This window comes from Novosphingobium sp. KN65.2, assembly GCF_001368935.1.
In the GTDB taxonomy this organism is placed as follows: domain Bacteria; phylum Pseudomonadota; class Alphaproteobacteria; order Sphingomonadales; family Sphingomonadaceae; genus Novosphingobium; species Novosphingobium mathurense.
The window spans coordinates 15,079-28,541 of record NZ_CCBH010000147.1 but is presented as its reverse complement, the minus strand read 5'-3'; the positions used below and the strand labels follow the sequence as shown (position 1 = coordinate 28,541).

Genomic DNA, 13,463 nt, shown 5'->3' with positions numbered 1-13,463 from the left:
CTCAGCTCGCTCCGTAAACGGGCTTGGCCGGATCGCGGGTCTCAAGCAGTTTGCGCACGATAGGATCGAGTTCGTCCGCCTCGAAGCGCGCGCCCTTGTCGATAGAGGGGCTGTCGGTCCAACCCTGCGAGAGGAATATCTCGCCGCCCTTCAATTCAAAGACCTGCCCGGTCACGCCCTTCGACTGCGCCGAGACGAGATAGGCAACCAGCGGCGCCATGTTCTCGGGCGCGAATACGTCGAACTCGCCCTCCTTCACGTCCATGTCGAAGGCACCGGTGTTCGTCATGCGGGTGCGCGCATTGGGCGCAAGCGCATTGGCGGTCACGCCAAGGCGCGCCAGTTCGGCCGCCTGGACCAGCGTCAGCGTAGCGATACCGCCCTTGGCCGTCGAATAGGCGGACTGCCCGACCGAACCCTGAAGCCCCGCACCGCTGGTGGTATTGATGATGCGCCCGTCAACCGGCTTGCCTGCCTTGGACTGACCGCGCCAGTATTCGGCAGCGTGGCGCGAAGTGCAGAAGTGGCCGCGCAAGTGAACGCGCAGGACTGCATCCCATTCCTCGGGCGTGCAGGTAAAGAACATGCGATCGCGCACGAAACCGGCGTTGTTCACCACGGCGTGGAGCTCACCGAAATTGTCCAGCGCGGCCTCGACCATGCGCTTGCCCGCGTCCCAGTCTGCCACGTCGTCGGTATTGGCGACGGCCTCGCCGCCCATTGCGCGGATCTCATCGACCACGCGCTCGGCTGCACCCCTCGTTTCTCCGTCCTCGCCGTGCGTGCCTACGCCCAGGTCATTGACAACGACCTTGCAGCCTTCTGCTGCGAGACCCAGCGCATAGGCCTTGCCGAGGCCATTGCCCGCTCCGGTGACGATCGCGACGCGACCTTCGCAGATACCCATTATTCCGTCCTCTCGTATCTCAAAGTCGTTCGATGATGGTGACATTCGCCTGACCGCCACCTTCGCACATGGTCTGCAGGCCATAACGGCCGCCGGTTCGCTCGAGCGCACCGAGCAGCGTCGTCATCAGGCGTGCGCCAGTCGCGCCGATCGGATGGCCCAGCGCGATCGCGCCGCCCTGCACATTCACCTTCTCGTGCGGGATGTTCAGTTCCTTCATCCAGGCCATGGTGACGCTGGCGAAAGCTTCATTGCATTCGAACAGGTCGATGTCCTCGACGCGCATGCCTGCTTTCTGCAGCGCATACTGCGTCGCCGGGATCGGGCCGGTGAGCATCCACACCGGGTTGGCGGCGCGCACCGACAGGTGATGGATGCGCGCTCGCGGCGTCAGGCCATGTTCCCTGACCGCTCGTTCGCTGGCGATCAGAAGCGCGGCGGCGGCATCGCAGTTCTGGCTGGCAACGCCGGCGGTGATCGCCCCGCCCTCACGCACCGGGTTCAGGCCTGCGAGCCCTTCCAGCGTCGTGGACGGACGGATCGTTTCATCCTTCTCCAGACCTTCGAGCGGCGCGACCTCAGCGTCGAACCAGCCCGCGTCCCAGGCTGCCTGGGCTCGCTGGTGACTGGCCAGCGCGAATTGCTCCATCGCATCGCGGCTGATGCCCCACTTCTCGGCGATCATCTCGGCCGAGCGAATCTGGTTGACCTCCTCGTTGCCATAGCGCGCGTCCCAGCCTCTGGATCCGAGGAATGGACTGTCGAAGCCGTAAGGCTGCCCGGCGAACATCGCTGCGGAAATGGGAATGGCGTTCATTGCCTGACTGCCACCGGCAACGACGAAGTCCTGCGTCCCGCTCATCACCCCTTGCGCGGCGAAGTGGACGGCCTGCTGCGACGAACCGCACTGGCGGTCAATCGTCACCCCCGGCACATGCTCGGGCATTCCGGCGACAAGCCATGCGGTGCGGCCGATATCCCCGGCTTGCGGTCCGATTGTGTCGCAGCACCCCCAGATGACGTCATCGACGAGACCGGGGTCAATCCCCGTGCGTTCGACCAGCGCCTTGATCGGATGTGCACCGAGATCGGCAGGGTGAACCTGGGCCAGGCTGCCCTTCTTGCGCCCGACCGGGCTGCGGACGGCGTCGACGATATAAGCTTCAGGCATGTTCGGCCTCTCGGGCAAAAGTCTGGTCGGGACCGAGCGGCTGCGTCTCGATGCGATGCAGTATCCGCTGGCGGTGGAAGTAGGGCGTGCCCCACGAGTTGGTCAGCGCGAGCGCGCGCTTGAGGAAGAGGTGGACGTCCACTTCCCAGCTGTAGCCCATGGCACCATGCACCTGGATCGAGGCGCGGGCGGCGTGGTCGGCCGCTTCCAATGCGACGATCTTGGCGTGACTGACACGGGCGCAGGATTGAACATCGCCATGGGCAATGTCGGCCGCGGCGGCCAAAACCACCGGGCGTGCGAACTCGATGGCCACCTGTGCCGAGGCGAGGTGATGCTTCACGGCCTGGTAGGTGCCGATCGGCTTGCCGAACTGCTGTCGGTCCTTGGCGTAGTCGACCGCAAGATCGACCGCGCGCTGAGCGAGGCCGAGGCCCTGTGCGGCCGCGAACAGGGCCCCGCGTTCAAGCGCCAGGTCCCAGTCCACCGCGCCCAGCGGCTGCGCTTTCGCCACGTCCCAGTCGACGCGGTAGAGACGCCGGAACGGGTCGATGCTCTCCTTGCGGGTGAGCGTCACGTCCTCGCGCGCGGCGAGATAGGCCTGCCCGTCCTTGTGGAGGACCAGCGCCGTCGCCGCTTCGGCATCGGCCACGTAAGGGTTGGCCGGATGCTGGATCGCGATGATCGCCGCCGGATCGCAGAGAAGCTCGCTGTCCGGCTTTGCCGCCGCCAGCAGCGGCAGAGCAATGCCCGCGCTTTCAACCAGCGGATCGGGCAGCGCATTGTAACCGGCCGCTTCCGCGATCAGCGCGAAGTCCAGTTCGCCAAGGCCCAGACCGCCTGCGTCCTCGGGCAGAAGAACCAAGGGGAAGCCGGTCTCGACGATCTGCGCCCAGCGTTCGGCGTCCAGCACCGCGCCGCTTTCCATCTGCCGGCGCCAGTGATCCGGCGTGCAGGTATCTGCAAAGAGCTGTCGCGCGGTTTGTGCGAACATCTGCTGTTCGTCGTTCAGGGTAAAGTCCATGGGCCTGTTCCCCCTTACTTGCGCGGCAGACCGAGCATGCGCTCGGCGATGATGTTGCGCTGGATCTCGTTCGAACCGGCGTAGATCGGTCCGGCGAGCGCGAAGATGTAATCGTCGATCCAGTCATGTGCGCCCGGTTCGCTGAGCAGTTCGGCTTCAGGACCGAGGATCGCAAGCGCGGTGCGGTGCAGGTGGATGTCGAGTTCGGACCAGAAGATCTTGTTCGTCGACGCTTCAGGCCCGATCTTCGCCCCCGCAATGAGGCGCGAAGCGGTCTGGTAGATCGACAGCGCATAGCTTTCCGCATTCATGAAGGCGCGCACGACGTCGGCCTCCAGCGCGGGATCGATGCCCGGTTCATCCTTGCGCGCCTGCCAGAGCTTCGCGAGTTCGGCCGCCGCAACCTGATAGCGCGCCGGGCTACGCAGCATGAGGCCACGTTCGAAACCCGCCGTTGCCATGCAGATGTGCCAACCCTGCCCTTCGTCGCCAAGGCGGTTGAAGGCGGGAACGCGCACGTTCTCCAGGAAGATTTCGGCAAAGCCGACGTGGCCGTTGATCTTGCGGATCGGATTGACCGTCACGCCCGCGGCATCGAGCGGGAAGAAGATCAGGCTCATGCCGTGATGCCGCTCGCTGCCCGGGGCGCGAAACAGGCCGAAGGCCATGTCGGCAAAGGCGGCGCGGCTCGACCAGATCTTGTGGCCGTTGAGGACGTATTCGTCGCCCTCAAGCACAGCCGTCGCGCGAACGCCGGCAAGGTCGCTGCCCGCCATCGGCTCCGACCACGCCTGCGCCCAGATTTCCTCGCCAGAGGCCATCCTGGGCAGGAACCGGGACTTCTGCTCATGCGTGCCGAATTCCATCAGCGTCGGGCCAAGCAGAAAGATGCCGTTCTGGTTGACGCGGCCCGGGGCCCTGGCGCGGTAGTATTCTTCCTCGAAGATCAGCCACTGGATCAGGTCGAGCCCGCGCCCGCCGTATTCCTTGGGCCAGGTAACCATGCCCCAGTCGCCGGACTTGAGCGCCTTTTCCCATTCACGGTGCGCCTCGAAACCTTCGCGCGTGGCATCGAAATGTTCGAGCGGGACGGCAGGCACATGCGCTTCCAGCCATTCGCGCACTTCGGCGCGGAAAGCCTGCTGCTCGGGGGTGTACGTCAGGTCCATCAGAACTTTGCCGCCTTGCCGGTTTCGACGAAGGCATCGCGGCTCTTCTGCGAATCTTCATGCATGTACATTTCCAGCGTGAAGCCCTGCTCCCAGCGGTAGCCGCGATCGACGTCGCGCGGCTCGAGGCCGTTGAGCGCTTCCTTGGCGATCATGAGTGCCTTGCGGCTCTTGCCCGCGATCACTTCGCAAAAGGCCCTCGCCTCGCGCACCAGATCGACGCGCGGCACCACCGTCTCGACCGCGCCAAGGCGATAGGCTTCCTGCGCCGGGATATTCCCTCCGGTAAAGAAGGCGGCCCGCACCTTGTGTAGCGGCAACATGCGTGAAAGGTGGCTGGCCCCGCCCATCGCGCCGCGATCGACTTCGGGCAGCGAGAAAAAGGCATCGTCAGCCGCGATGATCGTGTCCGACGCGCCGCAGATGCCGATTCCGCCGCCGATCACGAACTTGTGCACGGCCGAAACGACCGGCACTTCAGCCTCGCGGATAGCCTTGAAGGTCAGGTAATTGCCCCGGTTGAGCACGGTGATCCGCTCGGGGTGCGCCTGCATTTCCTTGATGTCGACACCGCCGCAGAAGCCGCGCGCGTCCTCGGCCGCGCGGATCAGCACGCAGTTGACCTCGGGATTGCGGCTCGCTTCGGTCACGATCGCGGGGATCGATAGCCAGGTCTCGCTGTCGAAAGCATTGACCGGAGGCACGTCGAAGACGATTTCGGCGATACGGTCCTTGATTGTCGTTGTGATCGGCATGTTGCGTCCTCTCAGGCAGCGCCAACCGGCTGCTGCGCTGGCACGCCAAGGGCTTCGAGCCGCTCGCGTGCCTGTTCCATGATGCGGTCGACCAGCTCACGGCAGGTCGGCACTTCGGCAATCCGGCCACCGACGACGCCCGTCGCCATGACCCCGTGTTCGACGTCTCCCTCGACAACGGCCTTCTGAATCAGCATCGGCATCGTCGCGGCCATCATCGCCTGCTTGAGCGGCATCGCCCCGTGCGAGGTCATGCCTTTCGCGGCCTTGATGAATTCAAGCCAGGACGCGCCGGTCTGCTTCTTCATCTGCATTCCCGCTTCCAGTGCGCGCAGCCACATGCCAAGATTTCCGGACCTTTCGATCCGATCCATCAACTTGCTGCGGATCATGCGCTGGGGAATGCCGTCGAGCCTGGTCGTCACGACGATCCCGTCGGTGGAAGCCTTGAGGTATTCGGCCTTGGTGACGTCAGGCACCGGGCTTTCCTTCGTCAGCAGAAAACGCGTTCCCATGGCGATGCCTACTGCGCCGTAGGACAGCGCGGCCACCAGTCCGCGCCCATCGGCAAAGCCGCCGCATGCGATTACAGGAACGTCAACGGCGTCGAGCACCTGCGGCAGCAGCACGGTGGTCGGCACCGAGCCGGTATGCCCGCCGCCCTCACCGCCCTGCACCGAGACCATGTCGACACCCAGTTCGACCATCTTCTGGGCGTGCTTCACCGCGCCCACGGTCGGGATGCACAGGATGCCCGCGTCCTTGAAACGGCCGATCATCTTCGCGTTGGGCCCGCGTCCGAAGCTCACCGCACGCACCTGCTCGCGGTTTTCGAGGATCAGTTCGACGATCCTGTCCGCACCGGGCTGGAACGAGTGAAAGTTCACGCCGAAGGGGCGGTCGGTACCCTTGCGCACGGCAAGGATCTTCTCTCGCACTTCGTCAGGCGTCATGACTGCCGCACCGAGGAAACCGAAGGCCCCGGCATTGGAGCTGGCGATGACCAGCGAGGGCTCGGCCACCCAGCCCATCGCGGTCTGGATGATCGGGGCCGAACAACCCAGACGTTCGCACAGGACGGTATGGAGCGGGTTGCCCATCACGCTTCTCCGGCGTCCTTCTTGTTGGCGCTGGCCGCCGACTTGCCGCTGACGCCGGCGATCGAGTTGCCGGTGACCAGGTCGTTTTGCGCGTGGGCGAAGTGGTGCATGTGGAAGACCGCATCCATCGCCGCGCGCTTGCCGCGCAGTTCCTCGACGTGGTTCACCGCCTGCTTGGTCAGCCAATTGCCCAAGCGCGCCTGGCCGGCAAGCTTCGTCGCCCAGGCGGTGACCGCTTCGCGCAATTCGGCGCGTGGCAGCACCTTGTTGACCATGCCGAACTGCTCGGCGCGCTGCGCGCTCATGCGCTCGCCCAGCAGCAGGAACTCCTTGGCGACGCGCGGTGGCAGTTCGTAGGCGTGTGCGAAGTACTCGACGCCCGGAATGCCCATCAGCGGGTTTACCGGGTCCTGGAAGAACGCATCGTCCGATGCCACGATCAGGTCGCAGACCCAGGCCAGCATCAGACCGCCCGCCACGCAGGCGCCCTGCACCATCGCGATGGTCGGCTTGGGCACGTCGCGCCACCTGCGGCACATGCCCAGGTACTGCTCCTGCTCACGCGTATAGAGCAGTTCCGCCCCCGGCTTGTTGGTATGCGGCGCCACCATCAGCCGCTTGTCGAATTCGCGGTGCAGGTCGCGCCCCGGCGTGCCGATGTCATGCCCAGCCGAGAAGTGCTTGCCCTCGCCGCCCAGGACAATGCAGCGTACCGCGTCGTCGTTCGTGGCCTTCTGGAAGGCGTCGTCGAGCGCATAGGTCATCTGACCGTTCTGCGCGTTGTTGAACTGCGGCCGGTTCATCATGATCCAGGCCACGCCATCGACGACAGTGTACGTAACCGGCTCTTCGGTCTCGTAGACGATGTCGACGCTCTTCGGTTCGACGAGATCGCTCATCCTTGCTCTCCCTTTTTCCTTTACCCGCTCAGCCGCGGAGGGCCGGCGGGTTGTCCCTGATCACGCTTTCGCGAATGTTGTGCGGATCGAGGCTGGCAATGATGGCGAGCGCTTCGGCGCCCGGCAGCGGCGTTTCACCAACGTCCTCGGCCAGTTCGAGTTCGAAGCCAGTGGCTTCCTGCACTTCGTCGAAGGTTACGCCGTTATGCAGCGAGATGACGCGCATCGCATTCTCCCTGCCGCCGAAGTCCATCACGCACAGGTTGGTGACGATGCGGCGAAGATCGATGGCGGAGTAGTTGCCACCCGCCACCCGCTTGGCAGGGTTGTATCCGGCACCGGAAATCATGTCGACTTCGCCGGCTACGAATACACGCGGGCTATGCGCCGGGAAGAAGAACGAGTTGGGGTGGTAGATCGTATTGCCGGGAAACCCGCGCACGCCCAGCATCTGCGTCTTGGGCTGCTGGTAGGTGCCGCCCATGTAGGACAGATTGATCTGGCCGAAACGGTCGATCTGCGTGGGCGTGACCATCGCGTGACGGCGCCCCGTCCAGACCGCGCTGTCGAAGAAACGCGAGAACGGCAGGTGTCCGGCAGGCTTGCGGTCGTCATAGGCGCGCGGCCCGATCGGTACCGGCTGCTCGACCAGATAGCATTCGCCGTCGGTCATCATCAGCTCGGGGCTGTGGGTCAGCTTGGCGAGGCTGGCCCCCAGACGCGGCACCGGACCGACGCCGGTCGCGACGATTTCCCCATTTCCGCGGAAGGCCTCGGAGGCCGCGAAGATGCAGAGTTCTGCAAGAGTAACCTGGGTCATCAGAATATCGGGAGCGGAAGAGCCGCCACCGCCTCCTTTCCGCCATTGCTTTCAAGGTATTGCGCTTCACTTGCGCCGACGAAGCGGTCCTTCACCGCGTCCCAGTCGCCAGGATCCTTCGCCGCACCGGCGTAGGCCTTGAATGCCTTCATGTCCCAACCGTAATGGGGCGGCATCGAACTGGGATGGGCGCCGCATGGCATCTCGACGACACCGCTGACGAAGCAGCGTTCGAAAAGGTTGGCCTGCGCCTGCTCGGGATAGTGGTCTTCCATGCGATCCACCATTTCCTCGCATGAAATATAGGTCTTCGCGGCCGCCTTGGCGAACCATTCGTCGTAATAGACGTCGGGCCCGAAAACCTGCACGTTGCCGCGCCAGTCGGAACGATTGACGTGGATCAGTGCAACATCGAGCTTGAGCGCGGGCATCGCAATCAAGGTCTCGCCGTCCGCGTAGGGCGATTGCACCGTCTTGAGCCCGCCCAGTTCTGCAAGATCGGTACCCAGGCCAACGCGGGTGGGCAGGAAAGGCAGCTGAAAGGCAGCGGCCTTCAGGCCCCACTGGAACATCCCCTCGTCGACTTCGAGGACTTCCAGCTTGCCGGACTCGCGCGCCTTGCGGAACCACGGCTCGAGCGGGATCGCATCGAGCGAGACGAACGCGAAGACCAGCTTCTTCACCTTGCCGGCCGCGCAGAGCATCCCGACATCGGCGCCGCCATAGGCAACGACAGTCAGGTCCTTGACGTCGGAGCGCATCAGCTCGCGCACCAGCGCCATGGGCTTGCGACGCGGCCCCCACCCGCCGATCCCGACGGTCATTCCGTCCTTGATCTGCGCGACCATCTCCGCCGCGCTCATCCGCTTGTCGAGCATCATGCCCCTTCCTCTTGTTCCTGCTGTTCCTTGAGGGCTTTCTGCCAGGCCCATTCATGGCCCCAGACGCTGATCCCTTCGTGCTTGGTCACCGCCCAGTTGGCCGGATCGATGATCAGGCTGTCGCAACCGATCTCAAGGTCGAAACCCGAGGGCGTCTGCACGTAAAACCCGGTCGTCTCGTCGTTGACGTGCCTGCCCAGCGTCGCGCTTTCCGGATAGCCGAAGCGCTTCATGCGGTCGTGCGCCTTGCCCACTTCGATCAGGTCGGGAAGCTCCAGCATGATATGCACCGCGCCCGAAGGCGGAACGGGGCCTTCGCCGAAGGCGATCGAATGGTGGCGACCGTTGTCCGCGTGCAGGAAGGCAAAGCCCATCGACGGTGCGTCCGGCCCCATCAGGTGGAAGCGCGGCATGTCGGTCTCATGGAAACCCACGACATCGCGATGGAACGCGATGGTCTCATCAAAATCGGGAGCGGAGAATACCGCATGGCCCATGCCCAGATCCCCGGTCAGGAATTCCGGCACGCCGATCGGCGAAAGGAAAGGCGTATCGCTGCGTGCATCGCCGCAGTAGAACTCCAGACCGTTTCCGGCCGGATCGCTCGTGCGGAACATCGCATCGGCGCCACGTCCCGCGGCCTCGCGCACATCGGCCCATTCCACCGAACGACCGGCCTCGGCAATCCTGAGCGCCAGGGCATCGAGCGCGGTGCGATCGGTCAATTCATAGCCCGCCGCGACGAACCATTCGCGCGCACCGGTCTCGATCCTGAACCGGAACACCCGTTCGTCGACGCGGTAGAGCGAAGCGCCATCGCCCGCATCGGGCGCACGCATGGCTCCGACGAATTGCGTGAGGAAAGTATTCCATTCCTCAGGCCTCGCCGTTTCGACGACGACATAGCCAAGTGCCTTGATACCCATGTTCAGTTCAATGTCCTTTCACGAGGTCGAGGAAGTACGGACGCTCGCCACCGCCATCGACGTTGATGCGCGCGCCACTGACCCATGAGGCCATCTCCGAGCAGAGCCAGAGCACCGCGCCCGCCGCATCCTTGCCCGTCCCCATGCGGCCCAGCGGCATGGAGGCGCCAACGCGGGTCTGCGCTTCCGCCTCGCCGTAGGTGAGTTCGGACGTTTCGGTCTGCATGAGCCCCAGAATCAGGGCATTCACGCGGATACCGTCAGGCCCCCATTCCTGCGCGAGGCTTTGCGTAAGATTGAGTAGCCCGGCCTTCGCAGCTCCATAAGCTGCCGTGCCGGGGCTGGGCCGGATGCCCGATACGCTCGCAATATTGACGATGCTTCCTGCGCCCGCAGCCTGCATCGGCGCATGGGCGGCCTGGGCCATGTACATGGCCGCATGAAGGTTAAGGCGCACGATCGCATCGAAGAAGCGCGGGCTCGCGCTTGCTGCCGGGGCATCGGGCGATCCGCCCGCATTGTTGACCAGAATGTCGAGGCGGCCGTGGTCTTCGACGACAGCCTGTACCAGCGCGCCAGCCTGATCGGCCTCGCGTATGTCCGCAGCACGGAAGCACACGCCATCAGGGAGATCGTCCGGTTCGTTACGGCCACAGACCACCACCGAGGCACCCGCCTGCGCGAGTGCAGCGGCAATGCCGCGGCCCAGCCCACGCGTGCCGCCGGTGACGATGGCAACCTGCCCAGTAAGATCGATGGTCTGCTTGCCCATCACGGGCTCCTCTCTCCTGCGAAACCGATTCGGCCAACGGAAATTCGCGTCCGTTCTAACCTTGCCTATCTGCACATATCGAAAGCTCAATGGCTTTTCAATTGACGATTTGCGTATCACATGCCATTTATTTTTACGAATGCAGCGCAAAGCGGCGTTGCTCCGATTCGTTACGAGGGAGAGAAGACCGAAATGGCCAGCACAGCTTCAGTCACAGATGCGGCCGCAGCGATCCCGACGCCCGGGCAACTCGTTGAGCGCGCACGCGCCATGATCCCGGTATTGAAGGAGCGCGCCGCGAAGTGCGTTGCCGATCGGGACGTGCCGGCAGACTCGATTGCCGAGATGCAAGCCGCCGGCTTCTTCCGTATTCTCCAGCCGAAGCGCTGGGGCGGCTATGAAATGAGCCCGAATGTCTTTTACGACGTGCAGAAAGCGCTCGCCGAAGGCTGCATGTCGACAGGCTGGATGTTCGGCGTCGTCGGCTGTCACCCCTACGAAATCGCGCTGTTCGATGACCGGGCACAGCAGGAAGTCTGGGGCCGGGACACGAGCGTACTGGTCTCTTCGTCCTACCAGCCTGTCGGCAAGGTAACGCCTGTCGAAGGTGGCTTCAGGCTATCGGGCCACTGGGGCTTTTCCACCGGCTCCGTCCATTGCGACTGGGTCCTGCTCGGCGCCATGGTGCCGCCGAGCGAAGAAGGCGGCGCGCCGGACATGCGCACTTTCCTGCTGCCCCGCAAGGACTACAGGATCGACCGCGATGCCTGGCAGGTCTTTGGCCTGCAAGGCACGGGCAGCCACGACGTCATCGTTGACGATGTATTCGTCCCCGAATACCGAACGCACCGCTCTGTCCATGGCTTCCTTTGCGAAAATCCGGGCCAGAAGGAAAACGACGCGCCGCTCTTTACCCTCCCCTGGGCGCAGGTCTTCACCCGCTCGGTGTCCACCGCAGCCTTCGGCGGAGCCCGCGCGGCCGTGAATGCCGCGGTGCAGATCATGAAGGACCGCGTGTCGACCAACACCGGCAAGGCATCCAAGGCCGATCCGTTCCTGCACGCGGCCATCGCCAAGGCCCATGCCCAGATCATAGAGATGGAAACCACGCTGCGCGTTACCTTCGACGAGCTCATGGGCTATGCCGAGCGCGGCGAGAAGGTGCCCATGGAGAAGCGCACGCTGTTCGTCTACCAGTCGTCCACCGTGGTCCGCCGTCTTGCCGATCTTGCCGACGAGATGATGCGGCTGCTGGGCGGACGGGCGATCTACAACACCAGTCCGATCATCCAGCCGTGGCTCGACCTGCACGCCGGCCGCGCCCACGTGGCCAATGACCCGAACAACCGCACCGCCGATCTCGTCGGTTCGATGCTGGGCGAAGAGCCCAAGTTCACTTTCCTGTAAGGGGGCGAGGCATGGCTGACATGAAGGAAGCGACGTACCGCGTCGCTGGCGGCTACGACATTCACATACGCGAGTTCGGACAGGGCCCTGTCGTGGTGTTCTTCCACGGCAGCGGTCCCGGTGCGTCGGGCATTTCCAACTTCCGGCAGAACGTCGACGCATTCGTCGAGGCGGGCTACCGCGTCGTGCTGCCCGATCTCATCGGCTACGGCTCCTCGTCGAAGCCTGAAGGAATCGACTATACGCTGACGCTCTTCGTCGACACCATTTACGATGCCCTGCGCCAGCACGGCATCGAGAAGGCCTCGCTCGTGGGCAATTCGCTGGGGGGCGGCATCGCCATCGAAATCGCCGCCGATCACCCGGACTTCGTCGAGAACATGATCCTCATGGCGCCCGGCTGCATCGAGGAACTCGATGTCTATTTCGCCATGCCCGGCATTGCCAACATGCGCTCTTCCTTCGGCAGCCCCGATTTCTCCGAGGCCGACCAGCGCCGCCTCAACGAGAGTCTCGTCTATGACCCGGCCATGGTCACCGACGAACTCGTGGCCGAACGCTTCGCAGTGTCGAAGACCCAGCCCAAGGACGTCATCGTGCGCATGCGCACGCACAACGTGCGCCCCCGCCTGCCGGAACTGAAAATGCCGATCCAGCTGTTCTGGGGACGCGACGAGGCCTTCATGCCGCTGACCGGGATCGATTACTTCTTCGAAGCCTGCGAAGACGTGCGCTGCGTGACCTTCAGCAAGGTCGGCCACTGGGTCCAGCTCGAGCGCGCGGCCGAATTCAACCGATATGCGACAGGGTTCCTCGATGAGCACTGCTGAAACTTACGGAAAGGCGCTCTACGACGCCCTTCGCGGTCGCAAAACGCTCACGCCGCTCATCGAGCAGGATCCGTCGCTGACGATCGACGATGCCTATGCCATCAGCCTGGACTTTCTCGCCCGCCGCCAGGCGGACGGGGAAAAGGTCGTCGGCAAGAAGATCGGCGTCACGAGTAAGGCCGTGCAGGACATGCTCGGCGTGCATCAGCCCGACTTCGGCTTCCTGACCGACTGGATGTATGTCGAGGGCGACATCGACATCGACGACAAGGCGCTCATCGCGCCGCGCGCCGAGGCCGAGATCGCGTTTGTCCTCAAGCAAGGACTGAAGGGGCCGGGTGTGACGGCAGCCGACGTGCTGGCCGCGACGCAAAGCATCGTCCCGTGCTTCGAGATCGTCGACAGCCGCATTTCCGACTGGAAGATCGCCATCGTCGATACCGTCTCGGACAATGCGTCCTGCGGCGTCTATGTGCTGGGCGAGGATCGCCTCGATCCTGCCGGGCTCGACCTGCCGGGCCTGCACGTGGCCGTCACCAAGAACGGCGAGCCGCTGTCCGAAGGCTACGGCCATGCGGTCCAGGGCGATCCGGCGCAGGCCGTGGCCTGGCTTGCCAATACCCTGGGCGAATACGGCGTCACCCTCGATGCGGGCGATGTCATTCTCTCCGGTTCGCTGGTCCCCCTTGCCCCCGCGGTGAAGGGTGACCGTTTCGAAATGACCTTGAGCGACTCCAACCCGGAAAATGGGGGCCGCAAGCTCGGCTCCTGCATCGCGCAATTCGTTTGAAGGCCAATTGGT

The 13,463-nt window shown here is 64.2% G+C and carries 14 protein-coding genes; 3 read left to right on the top strand and 11 right to left on the bottom strand.

Features of this window, described 5'->3' with window-relative positions; all coding sequences use genetic code 11:
- Position 1 precedes the first annotated feature (1 nt).
- From SPHV1_RS10850 to SPHV1_RS10800, 11 genes are read right to left on the bottom strand one after another with little or no spacing between them, the layout of a single operon-like run.
- A complete protein-coding gene (locus SPHV1_RS10850) occupies positions 2-907 on the bottom strand; it encodes an SDR family oxidoreductase (RefSeq protein WP_054946058.1) in 906 nt (301 codons plus the stop codon).
- 19 nt (positions 908-926) lie between these two features.
- A complete protein-coding gene (locus SPHV1_RS10845) occupies positions 927-2,078 on the bottom strand; it encodes an acetyl-CoA C-acetyltransferase (protein WP_054946057.1) in 1,152 nt (383 codons plus the stop codon).
- A complete protein-coding gene (locus SPHV1_RS10840) occupies positions 2,071-3,102 on the bottom strand; it encodes an acyl-CoA dehydrogenase family protein (protein WP_054946056.1) in 1,032 nt (343 codons plus the stop codon). The genes SPHV1_RS10845 and SPHV1_RS10840 overlap by 8 nt, the downstream gene beginning before the upstream one ends.
- 14 nt (positions 3,103-3,116) lie before the next feature.
- Positions 3,117-4,271, bottom strand: a complete 1,155-nt coding sequence (locus SPHV1_RS10835) for an acyl-CoA dehydrogenase (protein ID WP_054946055.1) — start codon at positions 4,269-4,271, stop codon at positions 3,117-3,119.
- Positions 4,271-5,026 carry an enoyl-CoA hydratase family protein gene (locus tag SPHV1_RS10830; protein ID WP_054946054.1) on the bottom strand — a complete coding sequence of 252 codons (756 nt, stop codon included), beginning with the start codon at positions 5,024-5,026 and terminating at the stop codon, positions 4,271-4,273. Before SPHV1_RS10830 ends, SPHV1_RS10835 begins: the two co-directional genes overlap by 1 nt.
- An 11-nt stretch (positions 5,027-5,037) precedes the next feature.
- Complete coding sequence (locus SPHV1_RS10825; RefSeq protein WP_054946053.1) at positions 5,038-6,126, bottom strand: nitronate monooxygenase family protein; 1,089 nt, start codon at positions 6,124-6,126, stop codon at positions 5,038-5,040.
- A complete protein-coding gene (locus tag SPHV1_RS10820; protein ID WP_054946052.1) occupies positions 6,126-7,025 on the bottom strand; it encodes an enoyl-CoA hydratase in 900 nt (299 codons plus the stop codon). The genes SPHV1_RS10825 and SPHV1_RS10820 overlap by 1 nt, the downstream gene beginning before the upstream one ends.
- 28 nt (positions 7,026-7,053) lie before the next feature.
- A complete protein-coding gene (locus SPHV1_RS10815) occupies positions 7,054-7,845 on the bottom strand; it encodes a CoA-transferase subunit beta (RefSeq protein WP_054946051.1) in 792 nt (263 codons plus the stop codon).
- Positions 7,845-8,726: a CoA transferase subunit A gene (locus SPHV1_RS10810; RefSeq protein ID WP_342743671.1), complete on the bottom strand. Its 882-nt coding sequence runs from the start codon at positions 8,724-8,726 to the stop codon at positions 7,845-7,847. Before SPHV1_RS10810 ends, SPHV1_RS10815 begins: the two co-directional genes overlap by 1 nt.
- Positions 8,723-9,652 carry a VOC family protein gene (locus SPHV1_RS10805; RefSeq protein WP_054946050.1) on the bottom strand — a complete coding sequence of 310 codons (930 nt, stop codon included), beginning with the start codon at positions 9,650-9,652 and terminating at the stop codon, positions 8,723-8,725. Before SPHV1_RS10805 ends, SPHV1_RS10810 begins: the two co-directional genes overlap by 4 nt.
- Positions 9,653-9,659: 7 nt before the next feature.
- Positions 9,660-10,424, bottom strand: a complete 765-nt coding sequence (locus SPHV1_RS10800) for an SDR family oxidoreductase (protein ID WP_054946049.1) — start codon at positions 10,422-10,424, stop codon at positions 9,660-9,662.
- A 192-nt stretch (positions 10,425-10,616) separates the two neighbouring features.
- On the opposite strand from SPHV1_RS10800, the gene SPHV1_RS10795 reads away from it, so the two are divergent.
- From SPHV1_RS10795 to SPHV1_RS10785, 3 genes are read left to right on the top strand one after another with little or no spacing between them, the layout of a single operon-like run.
- Positions 10,617-11,831 carry an acyl-CoA dehydrogenase family protein gene (locus SPHV1_RS10795; protein ID WP_054946088.1) on the top strand — a complete coding sequence of 405 codons (1,215 nt, stop codon included), beginning with the start codon at positions 10,617-10,619 and terminating at the stop codon, positions 11,829-11,831.
- Positions 11,832-11,842: 11 nt separating this feature from the next.
- Positions 11,843-12,661: an alpha/beta fold hydrolase gene (locus tag SPHV1_RS10790; protein WP_054946048.1), complete on the top strand. Its 819-nt coding sequence runs from the start codon at positions 11,843-11,845 to the stop codon at positions 12,659-12,661.
- Entirely contained in the window at positions 12,648-13,451 is an 804-nt protein-coding gene (locus SPHV1_RS10785; protein WP_054946047.1) for a fumarylacetoacetate hydrolase family protein, read from the top strand. The genes SPHV1_RS10790 and SPHV1_RS10785 overlap by 14 nt, the downstream gene beginning before the upstream one ends.
- The last annotated feature ends 12 nt before the right edge of the window (positions 13,452-13,463 follow it).

Excerpts from the sequence above, each read along its gene's own strand:
- SPHV1_RS10850 (WP_054946058.1), bottom strand. The coding sequence starts at position 907 with ATGGGTATCTGCGAAGGTCGCGTCGCGATCGTCACCGGAGCGGGCAAT.
- SPHV1_RS10845 (WP_054946057.1), bottom strand. The coding sequence starts at position 2,078 with ATGCCTGAAGCTTATATCGTCGACGCCGTCCGCAGCCCGGTCGGGCGC.
- SPHV1_RS10840 (WP_054946056.1), bottom strand. The coding sequence starts at position 3,102 with ATGGACTTTACCCTGAACGACGAACAGCAGATGTTCGCACAAACCGCG.
- SPHV1_RS10835 (WP_054946055.1), bottom strand. The coding sequence starts at position 4,271 with ATGGACCTGACGTACACCCCCGAGCAGCAGGCTTTCCGCGCCGAAGTG.
- SPHV1_RS10830 (WP_054946054.1), bottom strand. The coding sequence starts at position 5,026 with ATGCCGATCACAACGACAATCAAGGACCGTATCGCCGAAATCGTCTTC.
- SPHV1_RS10825 (WP_054946053.1), bottom strand. The coding sequence starts at position 6,126 with ATGGGCAACCCGCTCCATACCGTCCTGTGCGAACGTCTGGGTTGTTCG.
- SPHV1_RS10820 (WP_054946052.1), bottom strand. The coding sequence starts at position 7,025 with ATGAGCGATCTCGTCGAACCGAAGAGCGTCGACATCGTCTACGAGACC.
- SPHV1_RS10815 (WP_054946051.1), bottom strand. The coding sequence starts at position 7,845 with ATGACCCAGGTTACTCTTGCAGAACTCTGCATCTTCGCGGCCTCCGAG.
- SPHV1_RS10810 (WP_342743671.1), bottom strand. The coding sequence starts at position 8,726 with ATGATGCTCGACAAGCGGATGAGCGCGGCGGAGATGGTCGCGCAGATC.
- SPHV1_RS10805 (WP_054946050.1), bottom strand. The coding sequence starts at position 9,652 with ATGGGTATCAAGGCACTTGGCTATGTCGTCGTCGAAACGGCGAGGCCT.
- SPHV1_RS10800 (WP_054946049.1), bottom strand. The coding sequence starts at position 10,424 with ATGGGCAAGCAGACCATCGATCTTACTGGGCAGGTTGCCATCGTCACC.
- SPHV1_RS10795 (WP_054946088.1), top strand. The coding sequence starts at position 10,617 with ATGGCCAGCACAGCTTCAGTCACAGATGCGGCCGCAGCGATCCCGACG.
- SPHV1_RS10790 (WP_054946048.1), top strand. The coding sequence starts at position 11,843 with ATGGCTGACATGAAGGAAGCGACGTACCGCGTCGCTGGCGGCTACGAC.
- SPHV1_RS10785 (WP_054946047.1), top strand. The coding sequence starts at position 12,648 with ATGAGCACTGCTGAAACTTACGGAAAGGCGCTCTACGACGCCCTTCGC.